The organism is Fretibacterium sp., assembly GCF_057312375.1.
The window spans coordinates 1-15,770 of the sequence record NZ_DBHLDX010000007.1 but is presented as its reverse complement, the minus strand read 5'-3'; the positions used below and the strand labels follow the sequence as shown (position 1 = coordinate 15,770).

Here is a 15,770-nt window from a genome sequence, read left to right as displayed (position 1 = left end):
ACAGGATGGCCCGTCTGCAGGAGGTTAGGACAGTTATGAGGATTTACCACAACGTACCGGCGCTTTTCGCGTACAACGCACTGAACAACACCAACAGGTCGCTTCAGAAGTCCATTCAGACCCTTTCGACGGGCTTGCGCATCAACAGCGCGGCGGACGACGCCGCGGGGCTGGCCATCAGCGAGAAGATGCGGGCCCAGATCAGCGGCATGAACATGGCGGTCCGCAACGCGGAGGACGGCGTTTCCATGCTGCAGACGGCGGAGGGCGCCCTGTCCTCGACGCACAGCATCCTCCAGCGCATGAGGGAGCTCGCGGTGCAGGCGGCGAACGACACGCTGACCCAGCAGGACCGGGAGTACATTCAGCTCGAAGTCGATCAGCTGAAGGACGAGATCAACCGCATCTCCACCGCCACCCAGTTCAACAACAAGAAGCTCCTGGACGGCACCTCGGCGGGCATCTGGTCCTCCACGGACCTGGCCACGAAGGCGTACATCCGCGGCTCCCTGCGTGAGATCGACCAGTTTGGCCAGAAGAGCGCCTTTGAGGGCAACTACAAGATCAGCATTACAGCCACGCCGGGGCAGGCCGAGGCCAAGAAGACGGACATCTTTAGAATCAAGCACCCGAACGTCACGATGGGGGTCAGCCTGAACGACCAGGCCGGGATTGCCGGGCTGCGGGTGGACAACCTCCCGGCGGGGAGCTACACGGTGAAGACGGCCGCTGCGGCGGCGGACTCCGGTGTGGCCGTCACGGGGCAATATGGGTTCCCGAAAGAGCTTATTCCTCATACACTGACAGGAGCTCACACACCTGCAAGTTTTAATTTTTCTGCGGCTGGCGTTGGGACCAAGACCATGACCGTGACCGTCGAGGGAAAAGGTAGTAAGACAGTTACGCTGAGCACTGATCTTACCGACATAGACGGTTTGGTCGGAGCATTGGATGGGCAGTTGAGCAGCCTTGGTGTGAAAGCCGAGAAGGCAGGGACCAATGTTAAGCTTTCTACGAAGCACGGGGCCATTACGATTGCCGGGGACCTTGATGCAATTATGGGAACTGCAGCTCCTACGAACTCCACTGCTGGAGCAGCTACACCTGTTAAATTTAATGATGATCTGCTTACCGCTACCGTTGCGGACGGTACCCTCACGAGCAACGCCAGCATCCTCTACGAGGTGGTGTCGGTCGACGCTCAGTCGAAGAGCGTGACGCTGAAGGCGACGGCCAACGTACTGAGGCCGGACGGCACCGTGACCACTAAGGTGAACGACAACATCGTTCTGACCGAGGGAGGGGCGGTGGACCTCAGCGAAAAGCTGGGACTTGGAACCGCCGGGGCCTTCACGCTCGAACTCAAGGCAGGGATGACGGGGCTTTTCAACGTCGGCAACAAGTTCGTCCACAACGTGACGAAGAAGGCCGCTGCAAACGCCCATACGGTGGAGATCGAAGGGCAACAGACGAGTACGTGGCCCTACAACTGGGGCGGATCGGTTTCCGATGCTACCTTAAAGTTTGGTTTGGACGCGGAGAAGGTGAAGGAGAAGGAGCTGCACTTCCGGAACTTCTACCTCAACGACAAGAACGGTACGGTCTACGAGGGCGACATCGTCCTGACCACCAACAAAACCGCGATGACGGCTGGAAAGACGCTGGCCACGTTCGAGGCGGCCTATATTGGGCAGGTGGCCAAGAGCGACGTGAAGCTGCGGGATCTGGAGAAGTTCTGGACCACCCAGGGCGTCTTCATGCTAACGGACCCCCAGACGATCACCATCTCCCAGGGGGACGGCAAGAGCACCACGATCACGCTCCACGCCACGGACACGCTGGGCGAGCTGCGCAGCAAGCTGAACGACGCCATCGCCAACGGCCTGGGACAGGCCCGCTTCGCCGTCAGCAACGCCAACGACTTCGTGACGTTCGTTGGCAAGGGTACGGAGAAGGACTACGGCCTTGAAACGGTGCCGGGGACCTTCATCATCCGCTCCCTGGTGGCCGGGGCGGCGGGCAAGCTCTCCTTCAGCGGCAACGAGGACCTGGTCAACGCCCTTTCCCTGAACGTGGTGCAGGAGGCGAAGGAGAACTCCTTCACGGCCTCCGTGTACGACGCCCACACGGGCGCGACGATCGCGAGCAACGTGAAGGTGTCCGGCAACCAGCTCATCGGCGTGATCCACAAGAACGTGGACGTGGAGTTTGACCCCATGGCCAACATCAAGGTGACCTGGAACGAGAACCTGCGCAACTTCGTGCTGTCCGCGGACGGGACGCCCTATGAAACGGTGCTGCACATCGTGGACAACAGCACGATCTTCCAGGTGGGGGCGAACGAGGGCGAGGACCTGGCTATCGACATCGGGAACATGGGGGCGAATGCCCTGGGCGTCACCCGCGTCATCGTCACGGACCGCGGGTCCGCCACGCGGGCCATCACCATCCTGGACACGGCGATCGGAAAGGTTTCGACGCAGCGCGCCAAGATCGGCGCCTACCAGAACTCGCTGGAGCACACGGTGTCGAACCTGACCACCACCAGCACGAACCTGACGGCGGCGGAGAGCCGCATTCGGGATGCGGACATGGCCAAGGCCATGATGGAGTTCGTGAAGCTGCAGGTCTTGAACCAGTCGGGTACCTCGATGCTGGCCCAGGCGAACCAGCTTCCTCAGAACGTCCTGAGCCTCTTGAGGTCTTAAGGTAACCCGCAAGAACCGATCGACAAAAGCTGCCCTCCGGCCACAACCGGGGGGCAGCTTCGTCAACTCACTCCTGCATCGACGGAACGTAAGGTGTGCAGGAACGCCCGATTCGTTCAGCTTTCCTTCAGGGCCTCGATCTCATCCAGAGAAAGGCGGGTGAAGCGCGCGACAGACTCCGGGGACATCCCTTCCCGCAGCATGGCGCGCGCCGTTTCCTGTCGGCCAAGCAGCTTACCCTTAGCCTCGCCCTCAGCTACGCCTTCAGCCTTGCCTTCAGCCTTGCCTTCAGCCTTGCCTTTAGCCCAGCCCTCGGCCTTACCCTCGGCCTTACCTTTAGCCCAGCCTTTGGCCGTGCCCTCGGCCTCGCCTTTAGCTCTGCCCTCATCCCAGCCCTTCTCACGTGCCCTTCGCGTCGCCTCCGCCAGCCGGTCCTCTCGAATCGCCTTGAAGTCCAGCTGCGTTACCATCTCCCGCAGCTGATAGTAGCGGTTCTCCGGGGAACTCCAGTACTCCTGCTCCACCTCGCTCACCTCCGAAAATACGGATCGCGAACTATCATCAAGGGTGCATTTCCTCGGCGTTCTATCCTACGTGCAGCCGCCCCGTCCCGGCCTCCAGCGAGCCGATGACGGTCGTGCGCTCAAAGCCGTGTCGGCGGGCTAAGTCGGACAACTCATCGACCCGGTCTGGAGACACGGCGAGCAGCAGTCCCCCTGAGGTCTGGGCGTCGTAGAGCATGTCGACGGCGGAGCGGTCAAAATTCCCGGCGAGGTCGACCTGAGGTTCGTAGGCGGCTCGATTGCGGTACGCTCCTTCGGGCACCAGCCCCATGTCCGCCAGCTCCCTGACCCCTGCGATGACCGGAAGGTCCTCAAGGGACAGGCGACAGTCCACCGTGCCGTCGCTCAGCATGTCCAAAACGTGCCCGGCCAGGCCGAAGCCGGTCACGTCCGTGCAGGCGTGAACGGCCTGATGCAGGCTGTCGGGCATGTGGAGCGGCAGGGCGTTGAGGGTCCTCATCCAGTGAACGGCCTCATCGATCGTTTCCTGCCGTTCGATCATGTCCGCCTTGATGGCGGTCGCAGCAATGCCCGTGCCCACGGGCTTCGTCAGGACCAGCCTATCGCCGGGCCGGCCGCCGACGGTACGCCACATTCGATCGCGCTCCACCTCGCCGTAGACCACGAGGCCGTACTTCGGTTCGTCGTCCTGAACGCTGTGCCCGCCAACGAGAAAGGCCCCGGCGGCTCGGGTCCGATCGAAGCCTCCCTCCAGAATGCGCTTCAGCACGTCGAGCCCCAGAACTTTCGTGGGGAAGCCCACCACGTTCAACGCCACGATGGGGCGCCCTCCCATGGCGAAGACGTCGCTGATGGAGTTTGCTGCGGCAATCTGTCCCCAGGTGTAGGGGTCGTCAACGATGGGGGTGATGAAGTCCACCGTCAGGACCCCAAGCCGCCGGTCGTCCAGGATCCAAAGCGCTGCGTCCTCACCGCCGCCCCAGGAGGCCAGGACGCGATCGCTCTCCACTTGCGGGATGTCTGCCAAAACTTGAGCCAGGTCCGCCGGACCTATCTTTGCCGCTCACCCGCTGCAGTGGGACATCTCCGTCAGTCGCTTCTTGTGGGCCTGCCCTCCCGCTTCGCCGTTCACGTTGTCGCTCATCGTAACCTCTCCGCCTCTCAATTCTCCGAAAATTGACGCCGACGCCCGTCCCTCATCGCTCATTCGCCCTCCACATCGTCGCAGAGGTTCTGACCCAGCAGGTGCTCCAACTCGTGGAGGGCAGGGGCGAGGGGCAAGAGCAGCATCAACTTGACGACGAGGGCTTCCCGCGTCATGTCGCGGGCGCTGATGGCCCCCAGGTCCAGGACCTTCTCTCCCACCTCGTAGACCCCCAAATCCGTGCCTCCGAACAGCGCCTGGGTGCGCACGACGGTTGGAATGCCGGCCCGGATGCCGCGGTCGATGGAGGGCAGGAGGTTTTCGCCGGTGAACGGGATGCCTCCCAGACCGAAGCCCTCAAGGACGAGGGCAGCGGGCCTGGCGTCCAGAACGGCGTCCAGAAGACGGACGGGCATCCCCGGAAAGATGGGCAGGATCGCGACGTTGCGCTCAAGGGCGGGGAGGGGGGAACTCTCCCAGGGCCGGGAAGGGGAGAGCTTCGGCTTCTTCGAACTCAACCATGGGATTTTGTACTGTCCGCGGTCCCGCATCTCCCCCAGCAGGGGATAGTCCACGCTGACAAAGGCGTGCCTGCGGCGACTGTCCGCCTTGGCGGCGCGGGGACCATGGATGAGGACGTCGTCGAAAACCACGGCCACGCCCTGCCTTCGATACAGGGCCAACTGCATGGACATCTGCACGGCGGTGTAGAGGTTGTCCGCCGCATCGCTGTCCCTAGCTTCCGGAGCCAGCATGGATCCGGTGAGGACGACAGGAATGGACACGTCCGGCAGCAGATAGGAGAGGGCCGATGCGGTCCAAGCCATCGTGTCCGTGCCGTGTAGCAGGATGACGGCGTCGCAGTCCGACGCGCTTTGACGGATGCGTCCGGCCATGGTGAACCAGTCATCCGGCTGCATGTTGGAGCTGTCCTTTGACATGAGGTCAACGACCCTGATGTCGTGCTCAAAGTCCTCAAGCGCTGGGCAGAGGTTGACGAGCTCCCTTCCTGAGAGCTTCGGTCGCAGGCCGTCCTCCGAGGGAGCGGAGGCGATGGTGCCGCCGGTCGTGAAAAGCGTGAACTTCATGGTGAGCCTCCAGGTATCATCGTCTTCTTACAGGGTATCCCAGCGGGGCCGGTGCCCTCGCTGTCGCCCTACGGTGAAGAGTGTAATGGAACAGCGCGTTTTTTCTCAGCGCAAAAGTACGCGCGCAGGAATTTTTGAAGCGATTTTGATTTTTTCATTGACAAAGTTTTTGGGAGCGGAGTATAATACCCTTTGTTTGTTGGTGAGTTGGCCGAGAGGCTGAAGGCACTCGCCTGCTAAGCGAGTATAGGGGCTAAAACCTCTATCGAGAGTTCGAATCTCTCACTCACCGCCAGGATTTACCCGGTTTGCCGGGTGAGAGTTGTACGCGGCAGTAGCTCAGCTGGATAGAGCGAAGGCCTACGGAGCCTTAGGTCGTGGGTTCGAATCCTGCCTGCCGCGCCAGTCTGTTGATTTAGCGAGGTTTGAGCGTTCTTAGTTGAAGTTCGAGCACGCTTGATATTCGCCACGAGCGAAGGCCTCATTTCCGTGGTATCCTTTTCCCTTAGTTGTTAGGGGAGGGTTCCCTCCTTTTCATGAAAGAGCCGCAAACCTTGGTCGGGGCGGCTCTTTTTTTGTACTTGTACCTCATTATACGGCAAAAGTACGGTAAAATAGAGGGGCGGAGGAGGTGAAGCACATGACGCGAATAAGGGAGTTGAGGCAGGCCAGGGGGCTGACGGCGGCGGAGTTGGGTTATGAAACGCGGATACATCCCTCGCTTATCTCCCTGGTGGAGCGGCGCAAGGCTCCTGCGAGCGAGCGGGTGCGGGAGGGGCTGAGTGCGTTTCTCGGCATTCCCCTGCGGGAGGCGTTTGACGACAAGGGGCTGGCAGTGTGAGGCCAAGAAAAAAGCCGTCCGGGGCATGGACGGCGGAAAGGAGATGAAAAATGAGCGTTTGCAAAGATTATACCGCAGAACAGGAGCGAGTAGAACTCCTTGAGCTTGCACGGAAGTATCACGCGTTAAGGGGAATTGTAGCGTTTGACAATTCGGAGAGAGAACTGGAAAGGACTTGCCTGATATGGAGCGAGCTTGAACCATGCGATCGCGATTATCTTTCGGTTTTGGATTGGGCGGATCAGATGGTAAGTCTTGCGGAATCCGAGTATGTGGCCTATATCGATTTTATGAGGGACAAAGCCAAGCGAGATAACGAACCCCTCAAGGCACGAAGGCCCGCGATCTTCCGCCTCAAGGTCTACATGCCCTCTTTCCGGCGTACCCGCACCCGTGCCCCCCGCTCAGCGCGCCGGGCGTCCTTCTCCATGGCCGCATCCAGTCCGGGCGGCGGAGGAGATTCATCAGGAGAATCCGACCAAGGAGACCCACCTGGGCCTCACCCTTCCCGTCCTTTCGTAACACCCCCATCCTGTAATCCCAATCGAAGACCTTCGCGTCCGTGGCCTGGCCTCGGCTCTTTCCGCATGGAGAGGGGGCGGTCGGCATGGTGACGGCACGGGACCGCGAAGCGTGGAAATCCCAGAAGCTGGCCGTGCTGGAGCACCTCCAGGCGGGCCGCAGTATCACCCAGGACGAGGCGCGGGAGCAATTCGGTGTCATGCGCCTGGCCTCCCGTGTTGACGAGCTGCGGCGCGAGGGCTGGAACGTCCTGACCGCTATGGTCCCCGTCGGAGAGAGCGGAGCACGTGTTGCCCGGTACTCCCTGGGAGAGGAGCCGAGGCGGGCAAGCCGCTTCCTCCCTGTGAGTGCGGAGAACGTCCCCGACGAGCTCAAGGCACTCCCTCAGTGGGTCGTCTGGCAGGCCATGGAGCGCAACGGTAAGCTCACGAAGCCGCCCCGTCAGATCGACGGACAAGCGGCCAAGGCAAACGACCCCTCGACCTGGACGACCTTCGAGAAAGCCATGGAGGCCTACGAGGCGGGGCTTAGCGATGGCGTGGGCTTTGTGTTCGCACCCGGCGGCGGGCTGGTGGGCGTGGACCTGGACCATTGCGTCAGCAGGGAGGACGGGACGATCGCCCCCAAGGCGGAGGCCATCGTGGAGGCGCTCGGCAGCTATACGGAGTACTCCGTCTCGGGCAAGGGGCTTCATATCATCGTCCGCGCCGAGCTGGAGAAGGGGTACCGCAGCGGGCCGATCGAGGTCTATCCTCACGGTAGATTCTTCACCGTGACCGGGAACCTTCACGACGAGCGTTCCGAGCTCCGGGCCAATCAGGCGGCGGTCGATGGGCTGGTCTGGGCTATCCGTCCGGAGAAGACCAGGGGAACCGTAGCCACAGGAGGGAGGCGTCGCTACCTGCCTAACTCCGAGCTGATCGAGAAGGCCATGGCGGCCAGAAACGGAGCCAAGTTCTCCCGCCTCTGGGCAGGCGACATATCGGGCTATAACTCGGCCTCCGCGGCCGACGTTGCGCTGCTGGCCATGTCGCTGTACTGGACGGATAAGGACGAGGACCGCGCCGCACTGCTCTTTGAGCAAAGTGGCCTGTGCCGGGAGAAGTGGACGACCCGGCCGGACTATCGGCGCTTCTGCTTTGAGTTCCTCCGGCGAAAGGGGGCGACGGCATGAGCGTCTGGGACGACGATACCCTGCTCCCCCTGGGGACCTTGCAGGCGTGCCTTGCCCCCAGGGATGTCCAGGCCGTGGGCACAAAGTCCCTCGTCCCGCCAGAGCTGGGGGACGCCAACGATTACGCGGCCGCCGGGGAAGACCTGAGGGCGCTGCTGCTGGGGACGAAACGATGGATTCTCCCGGTGTCTGAGTTCTGTAAAAAGCCTCAGCCAATCAAGTGGCTGATAAAGAACTGGGTTCAGGAGGATGCACAGATGATGACGTTCGGTGCATCCGGGGCAGGCAAGACATTTGTCGTCCTAGACATGGCGCTCTCCATCGCCTGCTCAAAAATAAACGACTGGCACGGCTTCAAGGTCAAGCACGGCCCTGTGGTCTACCTGGCAGGAGAGGGACACGCCGGACTGAGGGCTCGCCTTGCGGGCTGGGCAGCTCACAAGGGCGTAGAGGACGCGGAGATATACGTCAGCGAGGGAGCGGTGGACCTGAACACTCCCCAGGGACTGACGAAGACCATCGAGGAGATTCGGAGCTATGACATCGCGCCCTGTATGATCGTCGTGGACACACTGAACCGCTTCATGGTCGGTGACGAGAACAAGGCACAGGACGCCAAAACGATGCTGGACGCCTGCGCGGCGCTGGAGCGCGAGTTCCAGTGCACGGTCATCCTGGTCCACCATACCGGCGTGGCAGAGAGCGCCCAGGGGCGCGCCCGAGGCTCCTCCGCATGGCGGGGCGCCATGGACATCGAGCTTATGGTCAAAGGGGACGAGAGCGGTCTTATCTCCCTGATGCAGACCAAAAACAAAGACTCCGAACGCCAGGGAGCGATAGACTTCGAGCTGGTAACGGTCAACGTGCCCGGCTGGTTCGACGAGGACGGCGATCAGATCACGACCAAGGTCATGGAGCTGTCCGATGCAACGATGGGCGAGAAGGAAAAAAAGCTGACGAGAACACAGCTCAGCGCCCTACAGACCTACATCGAGGCCGCATCCACAAAAGGGATTCTGGACACTGAAGGCAAGTTCCGGGGGCTCCATATCGACGCCTGGCGTGAGGCCTATTACCGGAACAGCCCGGCAGATAACGAAAACTCAAAGCGCGTCGTCTTCCACCGCGCCCGCCGGGACCTCGTGGACTTGAAATACCTCAGCGTACATGACGATATCTATACCCCTATCGGCATATGGGGCGCATTTGAAAGAAAATTTTTAGAGGGACAACTCAATGCTGCTAAAAACCCTTCGTAACACGAGCGTAACTGTTACGTAACTTGCGTTAAATATTCTGACAAATAGCGTAACTTTCGTAACAGTCAGTAAAGGTCAGAGAAAATTCATAGCCGCAGTTGCCCCAAGCCCTTAGAAAGCGTAATAGCGTAACTCTCCCCTATAGGGGAGTTACGCTATGTTACGCCCTAGGGAGGGGTCGGTTTTTGAGAGGTGTTACAAAAGAGAGAGAATGATATAAATCCTGTTGTGGAGAGATTTTAAGCCATTTTTTTATCCCGTAACAAAGGCTTTTTATCGCACATTTTTGTATAAAGAGTTAAAGCGCTCTGGTCCTGAGCCTCCTCCTGTGGCTATGGCATGACGCTGGCGTCCTGCTGGCGTAGCGCTGGCGGGTTGCTGGGGTACCCCCGGGGTCAGCCCGGGGTCACCCCAAGGGTACCCCTGGCTCCATGGCCGGAGGGGCGTAATCCGTTTACGACCCTGCCGGGCAGCAAGGGCGTCGGCTTTTTCTACCTCCTTGGCCAAGGGGAACATGGCCCGCTTTGAGCTGGGTTGCCTGGGGATGGGGTAAGGTTCGTTTACCTCACCCCCTGGGCTCCCTCCCTGTGGCCAAGGTGAGGAGCGGCCCAAGGAGACCTGACTTCAGAAATTCTGAGGTCGGGGGAAGGATGCCTCAACTCTGAGGGCTGGAGTTTCGCATCCCCTGAACGTCGTAACGTTACCATAACGCGTGAGTAACGTTACCGTAACGCGGGCACAGGGGGCAAGGACGTCCGGCGGACACTCCCCTGGCGCCCTTCGTCTCTCCGTCCGACGCCCATCCCCTCGGACGCACTGCTGACGTCCGGCCCCTATACCCCCTCAGGCCCGCGTAGAGCCACGGAGAGCCCTATCATGAAGCCCGAAGGTAATCTGATACCTCTTAGAGCCCTGGTGACGTCCTGGGGCCTTTCTGGCGTACCTCAGGGGCAAATCGGAGGAACACGAGGGGCCTGGTCTTGGAGATTCGCCCTCTCATCCCCCCGTGGGGGGGATATAGGGGGGGTATTTCCTCTCTTCTCCTCTCTTCTCACACCGTACGTACCAGGTTCGTCCGGCGTACGTACTTCGGACGTACTCGTTTCGTACGGTGTACGTACGGCGTACGCTTCAGGTTCGTCCGGCGTACGTCATCCCCGGATAGGGTACCGATACCCTATCGATACCCTATTTCCCGATAAAAAGCCGACAAAAATACCCTATCGATACCCTATGCCTCCCTGCCCAGGGGCAGGGGGTCAAGAGTAGCTCAAAAGCTATAATAATCAGGGTAAGTCGGAGTGTGGATAAAAGGCTGTGCTTTTGTGAATGATGAGGGAGGGCTTGAGGTGGAGCGGAGAAAACAGGTCGTTCCGTTGTCTGGGGACAGTCGCAGGCTGGAGGCGCTTATCGACATCATCCTGAGGTGCCATCCGATGAGCCTCCGGATTCTGGCCGGGGAGTACGAGCCGACGACGGACGAGCTCTCCGAGATTCTTGCGTGCCTGTCGCGGGGAGAGATCGACGTCCCCCGCGGAGTGGTCGGGTTCTATGGGAGCTCCGAGGAGGAAGCCCGCGTGGTCCGCGCTGAGGCGTTCGAGGGGGCCATGGGGAAGATTGGGGGCTGGGCAGGGTTGGCCGCCGCTGCAAAGAAGTTCGCGGAGGCCTACCCGAAGACCTGGGCCATCGTGGAAGATCACGTGACGTGGGTCGCGGGTCGCAGCTTTTCCCGTATGGACGAGCCCCAGCTTGAGCGAGTGGCGTCGCGTCACGGGGTCGCCACGGAGACGGTACAGCGATACCGCCGGTTGTTCCCCGGACAACTGGCCGTACTGGCGCTTCGAGGGTGAGGGGGGGTAACGATTCCTTACACCCTTGGCCGGGGGGTGAAACGGATTCACCCCCATGCCGGGGCACCGTCAGAAATTCTTACGGTGCCTAGTGGACCAGCACAGTACAAGCACCAGACTGGCCCAGAAAAGGCACGGTCGAGCCCAGAAAAGGCAGGGACGAGCCCAGTAATTTCTGGGCTAGTCCACCCCTAAAGATGCGACCTCAGATTTGTATAGACAACTCGGTTAAACCGATACCCGCCGAATTACCTGCCCAAGAAACACCCCGTCAAAGCTGGGCGGAAACCATCCAGGAAGTCATCCAGCAGGAGCAGGAAAAGGCGGAACGCCGCCTTACCGCGGAACGCGCCGGGCTGGAGGCGACCATCCGGGAGCGCGTCGCTTCGATCGAGCGGGTTCTTGAGCATCGCTTGAGCCCTGCTTAAGTAATGCTTGAGCGTCCCTTGAGGGGTGCTTAGCCCTGCACCGGAGGTAGCTCACGAAGGAGCAGAAAAAGGAGATCGCAGCCAATCTCCGAGAGCAAGGCTGGACACAGGAACGCATCGGCAAAGCTCTAGGGGTAGCAAGGCGGGCTATTTCGGATTGGATAGGAGTGGCGAATCCACCATGCGAAAATTCAGATAATTCCCCATCCCCTACCCCAACCCCAACTCAGAACCTTGAAGCAATCATCGCCATCCAAAGGCGGCGTCTTGGCCGCAAAACAGCGCAAAACGCCGCAGATCAGCGCAGAGGCTCAGGCCCCGGCCATGAGGCGCAAGGCGTCCTGGAACCCCAGGCGGTAGTGCTCCTGCGTGACCCTTGCAATGTAGGCGTCGGTGGCGAACTCAAGCTCCGCGTAAAGGTCATTGTCCTTGGCCTTCAATACGTCATAGGCTTTCTCCTGCGCAAGTAAAAATCTGGTCGTTGCCTTGTCCCCCAAGGGGTGGCCGAGTGTCCTGAGGTCCGCGATCTTGCCACGGACTTCCCAGAGCTTCTCGAAGGCGATCTCCAATGTGTTGCCCTTCAATGCGTTTTTCATCGTCGTGCTCTCCTTCCTGTGGCCATGGAGCAGGTCCCCCTGTTCTCCATGGCCTCGTATCCTTTCGCTCTACCCTCTAGGAGCGTCCTAGAGGCCCCTGTGAGGCCATCAGGAGTGTTAGGGGTACAACATCTCCTATCCCAGCCTCCCGATATGCCTCTCCGTCGTTCTACGACGGGCTAGAGGCGATGTGCCACAACCCGCCTAGCCCTGCTGTGTGTCTTGCCCCCCAGGAGGACCGTCTTGACCCCTGGGCTCCCTTGCTCCCTGTTGGGCTCCCTTTGCGCTGTAATGGGGACGGTCCGGGGCTGCCTCGTCTTGGCCACAGGGGCCGGGATCGTCACCAGGAGCCCCGACAGATTAAAGTCCCCCGCCCGAAGCTGGAGGCTCTCCCCAGGGCGCGCCCCGCAGTCCAGGGAGAACAGCATGAGGGCGTAGTCCCTGAGCCCCGTGAAGGTCCGCCTGTTCGGGAGCCTCAGGAGCTCCGCCAGGGTGTCCGTTTCGATGTGCACGACACGCCCCACAGCCCGGCGCTTCTTGAGCCCGGCCATGGGGTGAGCACAGGAGAGCAGCCCCTCCTCCAGGCACCAATCGAAGAACTTCTTGAGGTACTTGAAGCGCATGTTGTAGGTGTTGGGGCTGATGTTGTCGCTCAGGTAGTCGTGGACGGCCGCCCTGTAGTCCTCCGTCCCCTGGGGGATGCGCGCGGAGAACGCCGCCAGGTGGGTACGGTAGTCCCGGAGCGTCAGGGGGGCCAACCCCTCTGCTCGGCGGAAGGCCAAAAACATCCCTATAGTTCCCGATATTTTTTGCATGGGGCTTCCCCGGCAGAACTGCGAAAAAGGGGCTGGATGAGCGAAGGCCTATACAAATCACTACAATTTACAAATATAGTGTTTGCAATGGTTTGCGCCTAAAAATCGCGTTTTTTAGAGCGAAGGCCTACGGAGCCTTAGGTTGTGGGTTTGAATCCTGCCTGCCGCGCCAGTTAATAATCCGGGTTGCTCCAGTTACGTTTAAAACCCCGCTCAGAAGCGGGGTTTTTGCGTTTTGACAGTCCGCCACTATCCGGTTAATATTGTCTATATCCGACACATAACCGTACTGGTCCTCTATTTGGGGGCCACTATACCTGATCCACGAATAACACAGTGGCCAATGCCGGGACTTGCAAGTCGGGGCTTTCCCTGGATGCCGTCAGGAATGGAATAACATGCCTCGTGTCAAGCTCCTTTTCCCTCTTCTCCTCTTGACATCTGGCTCTTCATAACAGCTTGACAATCTAGCGAATTCTCCTGCCTGCCCCCTTACCTTGCCTGACCTTCCCCTCCCTGTAGATTGGGGACATTCAAGATGTCTTGACCTGCGTCCGTATTGGCGTATGATTGAACGTGATGTATTCTTAAATATTGATGTATTCTTGGACTTGAAAAGGAGATGGCGCGATGAAGACGATGCAGGTGAAGGGATTGCTTTTTTTCGTGCTGGCGTATGGGGTGCTTGCGTCGGCGGGGTGCGGAGGTGGAGGCTCCGAAGAGCAGGGGGCCTCGGGCCCCGCACCCAACCTCTACCTCTCCGCCCCGCTCTATGGGACCACGCACTTTGACCCTGCCCAGAGCGACTCCACCCCCTACGGTCCCCCAAAGGGCTCCTTTACCATTGACCCAGTGCGGCAGCCCATCTCCTACGGCGGACCGGTGAACATCATCACTCTGGCTTCCACCTCCCCCCGCTTCATGTGGGGCGTGGGGAGCGACCGCGTCGCCTACATCAACGCCGCCGAAAAGCAGTGGGCAGAGGTGGCTCGGCTCGACGCTCCGGCCTACCTCTCTCCGGACATGGGGCCCGTGGCGCCCGGGGCGCACAAGACTATCGGAGAGATGAGCTTTGAGGGCAAGACCTCCCGGGACATACACCAGGTTTTCGTGACAAACTACGGCGCGAAATATAACGCCCGGCTGGCCAACGGCGTCTACTCTGCGGTGGACAAGGACAACGTCCTCTACGCCACCTACGGTTACGGCGTCTACGCCTTCGCTCTAAAGGACGCCGCAAATCCCGCGGCGGGCATTGAGGTGCGCCACAGCATCGCAGACGCGGCGGACGCCATCCAGGGAGCCGGGGCCAGCGCGATGCTTTATGGTCTGAATATGACCTATGACGGACACATCATCCTCAACTTCGAGAATGGCGTCTCCGTGCTGAACCGCACCCTGGACGCAGCCTCTGCCCAGACGATCCTCTTCCCCGGAGAGCACACCAGCAACTCCCTGGCCGTGGACGAGAAGGGGGGCATCTACGTGGTGACCAACAAGAGGATGCACAAACTGGTGTGGACCGGAAGTCGGCTCTCGGACGCAGAGGCCGACGGCGCTTGGTCTTCCCCCTACGACGCCCCGGAGGACGCCGTTCCTCCCATCGTGAAGTTTGAGCCCGGTTCCGGCTCCACGCCGACGCTGATGGGGTTCGGCAAGGACGCCGACAGGCTGGTGGTCATCACTGACGGCTCTCGGCGGATGAATCTGGTGGCCTTCTGGCGCGACGAGATACCTCAGGACTTCGTGCAGCAGGACGGTACCCAGTCACGCCGAATCGCCGGTCAGATCCCTGTGACCTGCGGTTACAGTCAGCTCCCCACGTGGATTCAGTCCGAGCAGTCCGTGGTGGTCAACGGCTATGGCGCCTTTGTGGTCAACAACCTGCCCCTGGAGTCCGACACCATGACGAGGCTGCCCAAGATTTTAGGTGCAGCCACTTTGGGGCCCGTGTATTCCTCTTCCCAAGGGGTGGAGCGCTTCCGCTGGGACCCGAAGGAACATCGCTGGGTGTCTGTCTGGAGACGGCCTGACGTGTCCTCCACCAGCATGATCCCCGTCCACTGCCGGAACGGCAACATGGCCTTGGTCAGCGGCTACGGGGCGCAGGGCTGGGAGCTCACGGGCATGGACTGGGACACTGGCGCCACCGTGCACCGCACGATCTTCGGCAAGAGCAACTATGGCAACGGCGCCTATGCCATCCTGCAGTTTCTGCCCAACGGAGACCTGCTCTTCAACAGCCTGGTTGGCCCCTACCGTGTGAGCTACTGACTGGTCCTGAAGGTTGTAATTATGAAGATAACGGCGGGTATCCGATAGTTCTTTCAGGGAGGAAGGCTCGAATGCGGCTTCGCGGTTCACCTGAGGAAGCGTTTAGGGTGCATGGGATGCATACCGTGATGGGATTCCCTCCTCGAAGGAACCGTCCGTTCGGGCCGTACTCTTTAAAGGATGACGCGCCAAGTGCGCGCCCAAATCCGCAGGCAAGATTTTTAACCTGTGGCAAAGCCAGGTCTTGCTCATTTTCTGCCGCACCTGACGGGTGCAAGATCAAACTCAGCTTGACCGACGCCATAACGTGCTTGATCCTCGATAATACGGTCGCAGCCTGCGGTTTTTGGGAAAAATTTCTCGCTTGCATTGTTCAAAAAGCCGTGATATAATACCCGTCGTTGCTCAGAAGAGCAACGGGGCGATAGCCCACGAGAAACTTGACAAAAGAATACAGCGTGTAAATATCATGCAGATTTATTGAAGTCAGTTTTTTACTGAGAGTTTGATCCTGGCTCAGGATGAACGCTGGCGGCGTGCGTAACAC

The 15,770-nt window shown here is 60.2% G+C and carries 12 protein-coding genes and 2 tRNA genes; 8 read left to right on the top strand and 6 right to left on the bottom strand.

The window, feature by feature from the left end; all coding sequences use genetic code 11:
• Positions 1-35: 35 nt before the first annotated feature.
• Positions 36-2,708, top strand: coding sequence for a flagellin N-terminal helical domain-containing protein (locus tag ACO41U_RS02250; RefSeq protein ID WP_485941313.1), 2,673 nt, complete (start codon positions 36-38; stop codon positions 2,706-2,708).
• 116 nt (positions 2,709-2,824) lie between these two features.
• Here the strand turns inward: ACO41U_RS02250 and ACO41U_RS02245 are convergent, their stop codons facing one another.
• The 4 genes from ACO41U_RS02245 to ACO41U_RS02230 all read right to left on the bottom strand — a co-directional run bounded on the left by ACO41U_RS02245 (position 2,825) and on the right by ACO41U_RS02230 (position 5,464).
• Positions 2,825-3,232 (bottom strand): hypothetical protein, encoded by a 408-nt coding sequence (locus tag ACO41U_RS02245; RefSeq protein WP_485941312.1) that lies wholly within the window; start codon positions 3,230-3,232, stop codon positions 2,825-2,827.
• A 61-nt stretch (positions 3,233-3,293) separates the two neighbouring features.
• Positions 3,294-4,316, bottom strand: coding sequence for a selenide, water dikinase SelD (selD, locus tag ACO41U_RS02240; protein ID WP_485941336.1), 1,023 nt, complete (start codon positions 4,314-4,316; stop codon positions 3,294-3,296).
• Entirely contained in the window at positions 4,296-4,439 is a 144-nt protein-coding gene (locus tag ACO41U_RS02235) for a hypothetical protein (protein WP_485941337.1), read from the bottom strand. Before ACO41U_RS02235 ends, selD begins: the two co-directional genes overlap by 21 nt.
• On the bottom strand, positions 4,436-5,464 hold the full coding sequence (locus tag ACO41U_RS02230; RefSeq protein ID WP_485941311.1) for an asparaginase: 1,029 nt from the start codon (positions 5,462-5,464) through the stop codon (positions 4,436-4,438). The genes ACO41U_RS02235 and ACO41U_RS02230 overlap by 4 nt, the downstream gene beginning before the upstream one ends.
• A gap of 201 nt (positions 5,465-5,665) precedes the next feature.
• Between ACO41U_RS02230 and ACO41U_RS02225 the strand changes: the two genes are divergently transcribed.
• The 6 genes from ACO41U_RS02225 to ACO41U_RS02200 all read left to right on the top strand — a co-directional run bounded on the left by ACO41U_RS02225 (position 5,666) and on the right by ACO41U_RS02200 (position 11,110).
• A tRNA-Ser gene (locus tag ACO41U_RS02225) sits at positions 5,666-5,759 on the top strand.
• Between the two features lie 33 nt (positions 5,760-5,792).
• Positions 5,793-5,869 (top strand) — tRNA-Arg (locus ACO41U_RS02220).
• A 235-nt stretch (positions 5,870-6,104) separates the two neighbouring features.
• A complete protein-coding gene (locus ACO41U_RS02215; RefSeq protein WP_485941310.1) occupies positions 6,105-6,305 on the top strand; it encodes a helix-turn-helix domain-containing protein in 201 nt (66 codons plus the stop codon).
• 607 nt (positions 6,306-6,912) lie between these two features.
• On the top strand, positions 6,913-8,001 hold the full coding sequence (locus ACO41U_RS02210; RefSeq protein WP_485941309.1) for a phage NrS-1 polymerase family protein: 1,089 nt from the start codon (positions 6,913-6,915) through the stop codon (positions 7,999-8,001).
• Entirely contained in the window at positions 7,998-9,260 is a 1,263-nt protein-coding gene (locus ACO41U_RS02205; protein WP_485941308.1) for an AAA family ATPase, read from the top strand. Before ACO41U_RS02210 ends, ACO41U_RS02205 begins: the two co-directional genes overlap by 4 nt.
• Positions 9,261-10,609: 1,349 nt before the next feature.
• A complete protein-coding gene (locus ACO41U_RS02200) occupies positions 10,610-11,110 on the top strand; it encodes a hypothetical protein (protein WP_485941307.1) in 501 nt (166 codons plus the stop codon).
• 739 nt (positions 11,111-11,849) lie between these two features.
• Here ACO41U_RS02200 and ACO41U_RS02195 read toward each other — a convergent pair.
• Both ACO41U_RS02195 and ACO41U_RS02190 read right to left on the bottom strand, forming a co-directional pair.
• Positions 11,850-12,134, bottom strand: a complete 285-nt coding sequence (locus ACO41U_RS02195) for a hypothetical protein (protein ID WP_485941306.1) — start codon at positions 12,132-12,134, stop codon at positions 11,850-11,852.
• A gap of 179 nt (positions 12,135-12,313) precedes the next feature.
• The gene (locus ACO41U_RS02190; RefSeq protein WP_485941305.1) at positions 12,314-12,922 is read right to left on the bottom strand and encodes a tyrosine-type recombinase/integrase; all 609 of its coding nucleotides are present in this window, start codon (positions 12,920-12,922) and stop codon (positions 12,314-12,316) included.
• A gap of 657 nt (positions 12,923-13,579) precedes the next feature.
• On the opposite strand from ACO41U_RS02190, the gene ACO41U_RS02185 reads away from it, so the two are divergent.
• Positions 13,580-15,223 carry a hypothetical protein gene (locus tag ACO41U_RS02185; protein WP_485941304.1) on the top strand — a complete coding sequence of 548 codons (1,644 nt, stop codon included), beginning with the start codon at positions 13,580-13,582 and terminating at the stop codon, positions 15,221-15,223.
• The last annotated feature ends 547 nt before the right edge of the window (positions 15,224-15,770 follow it).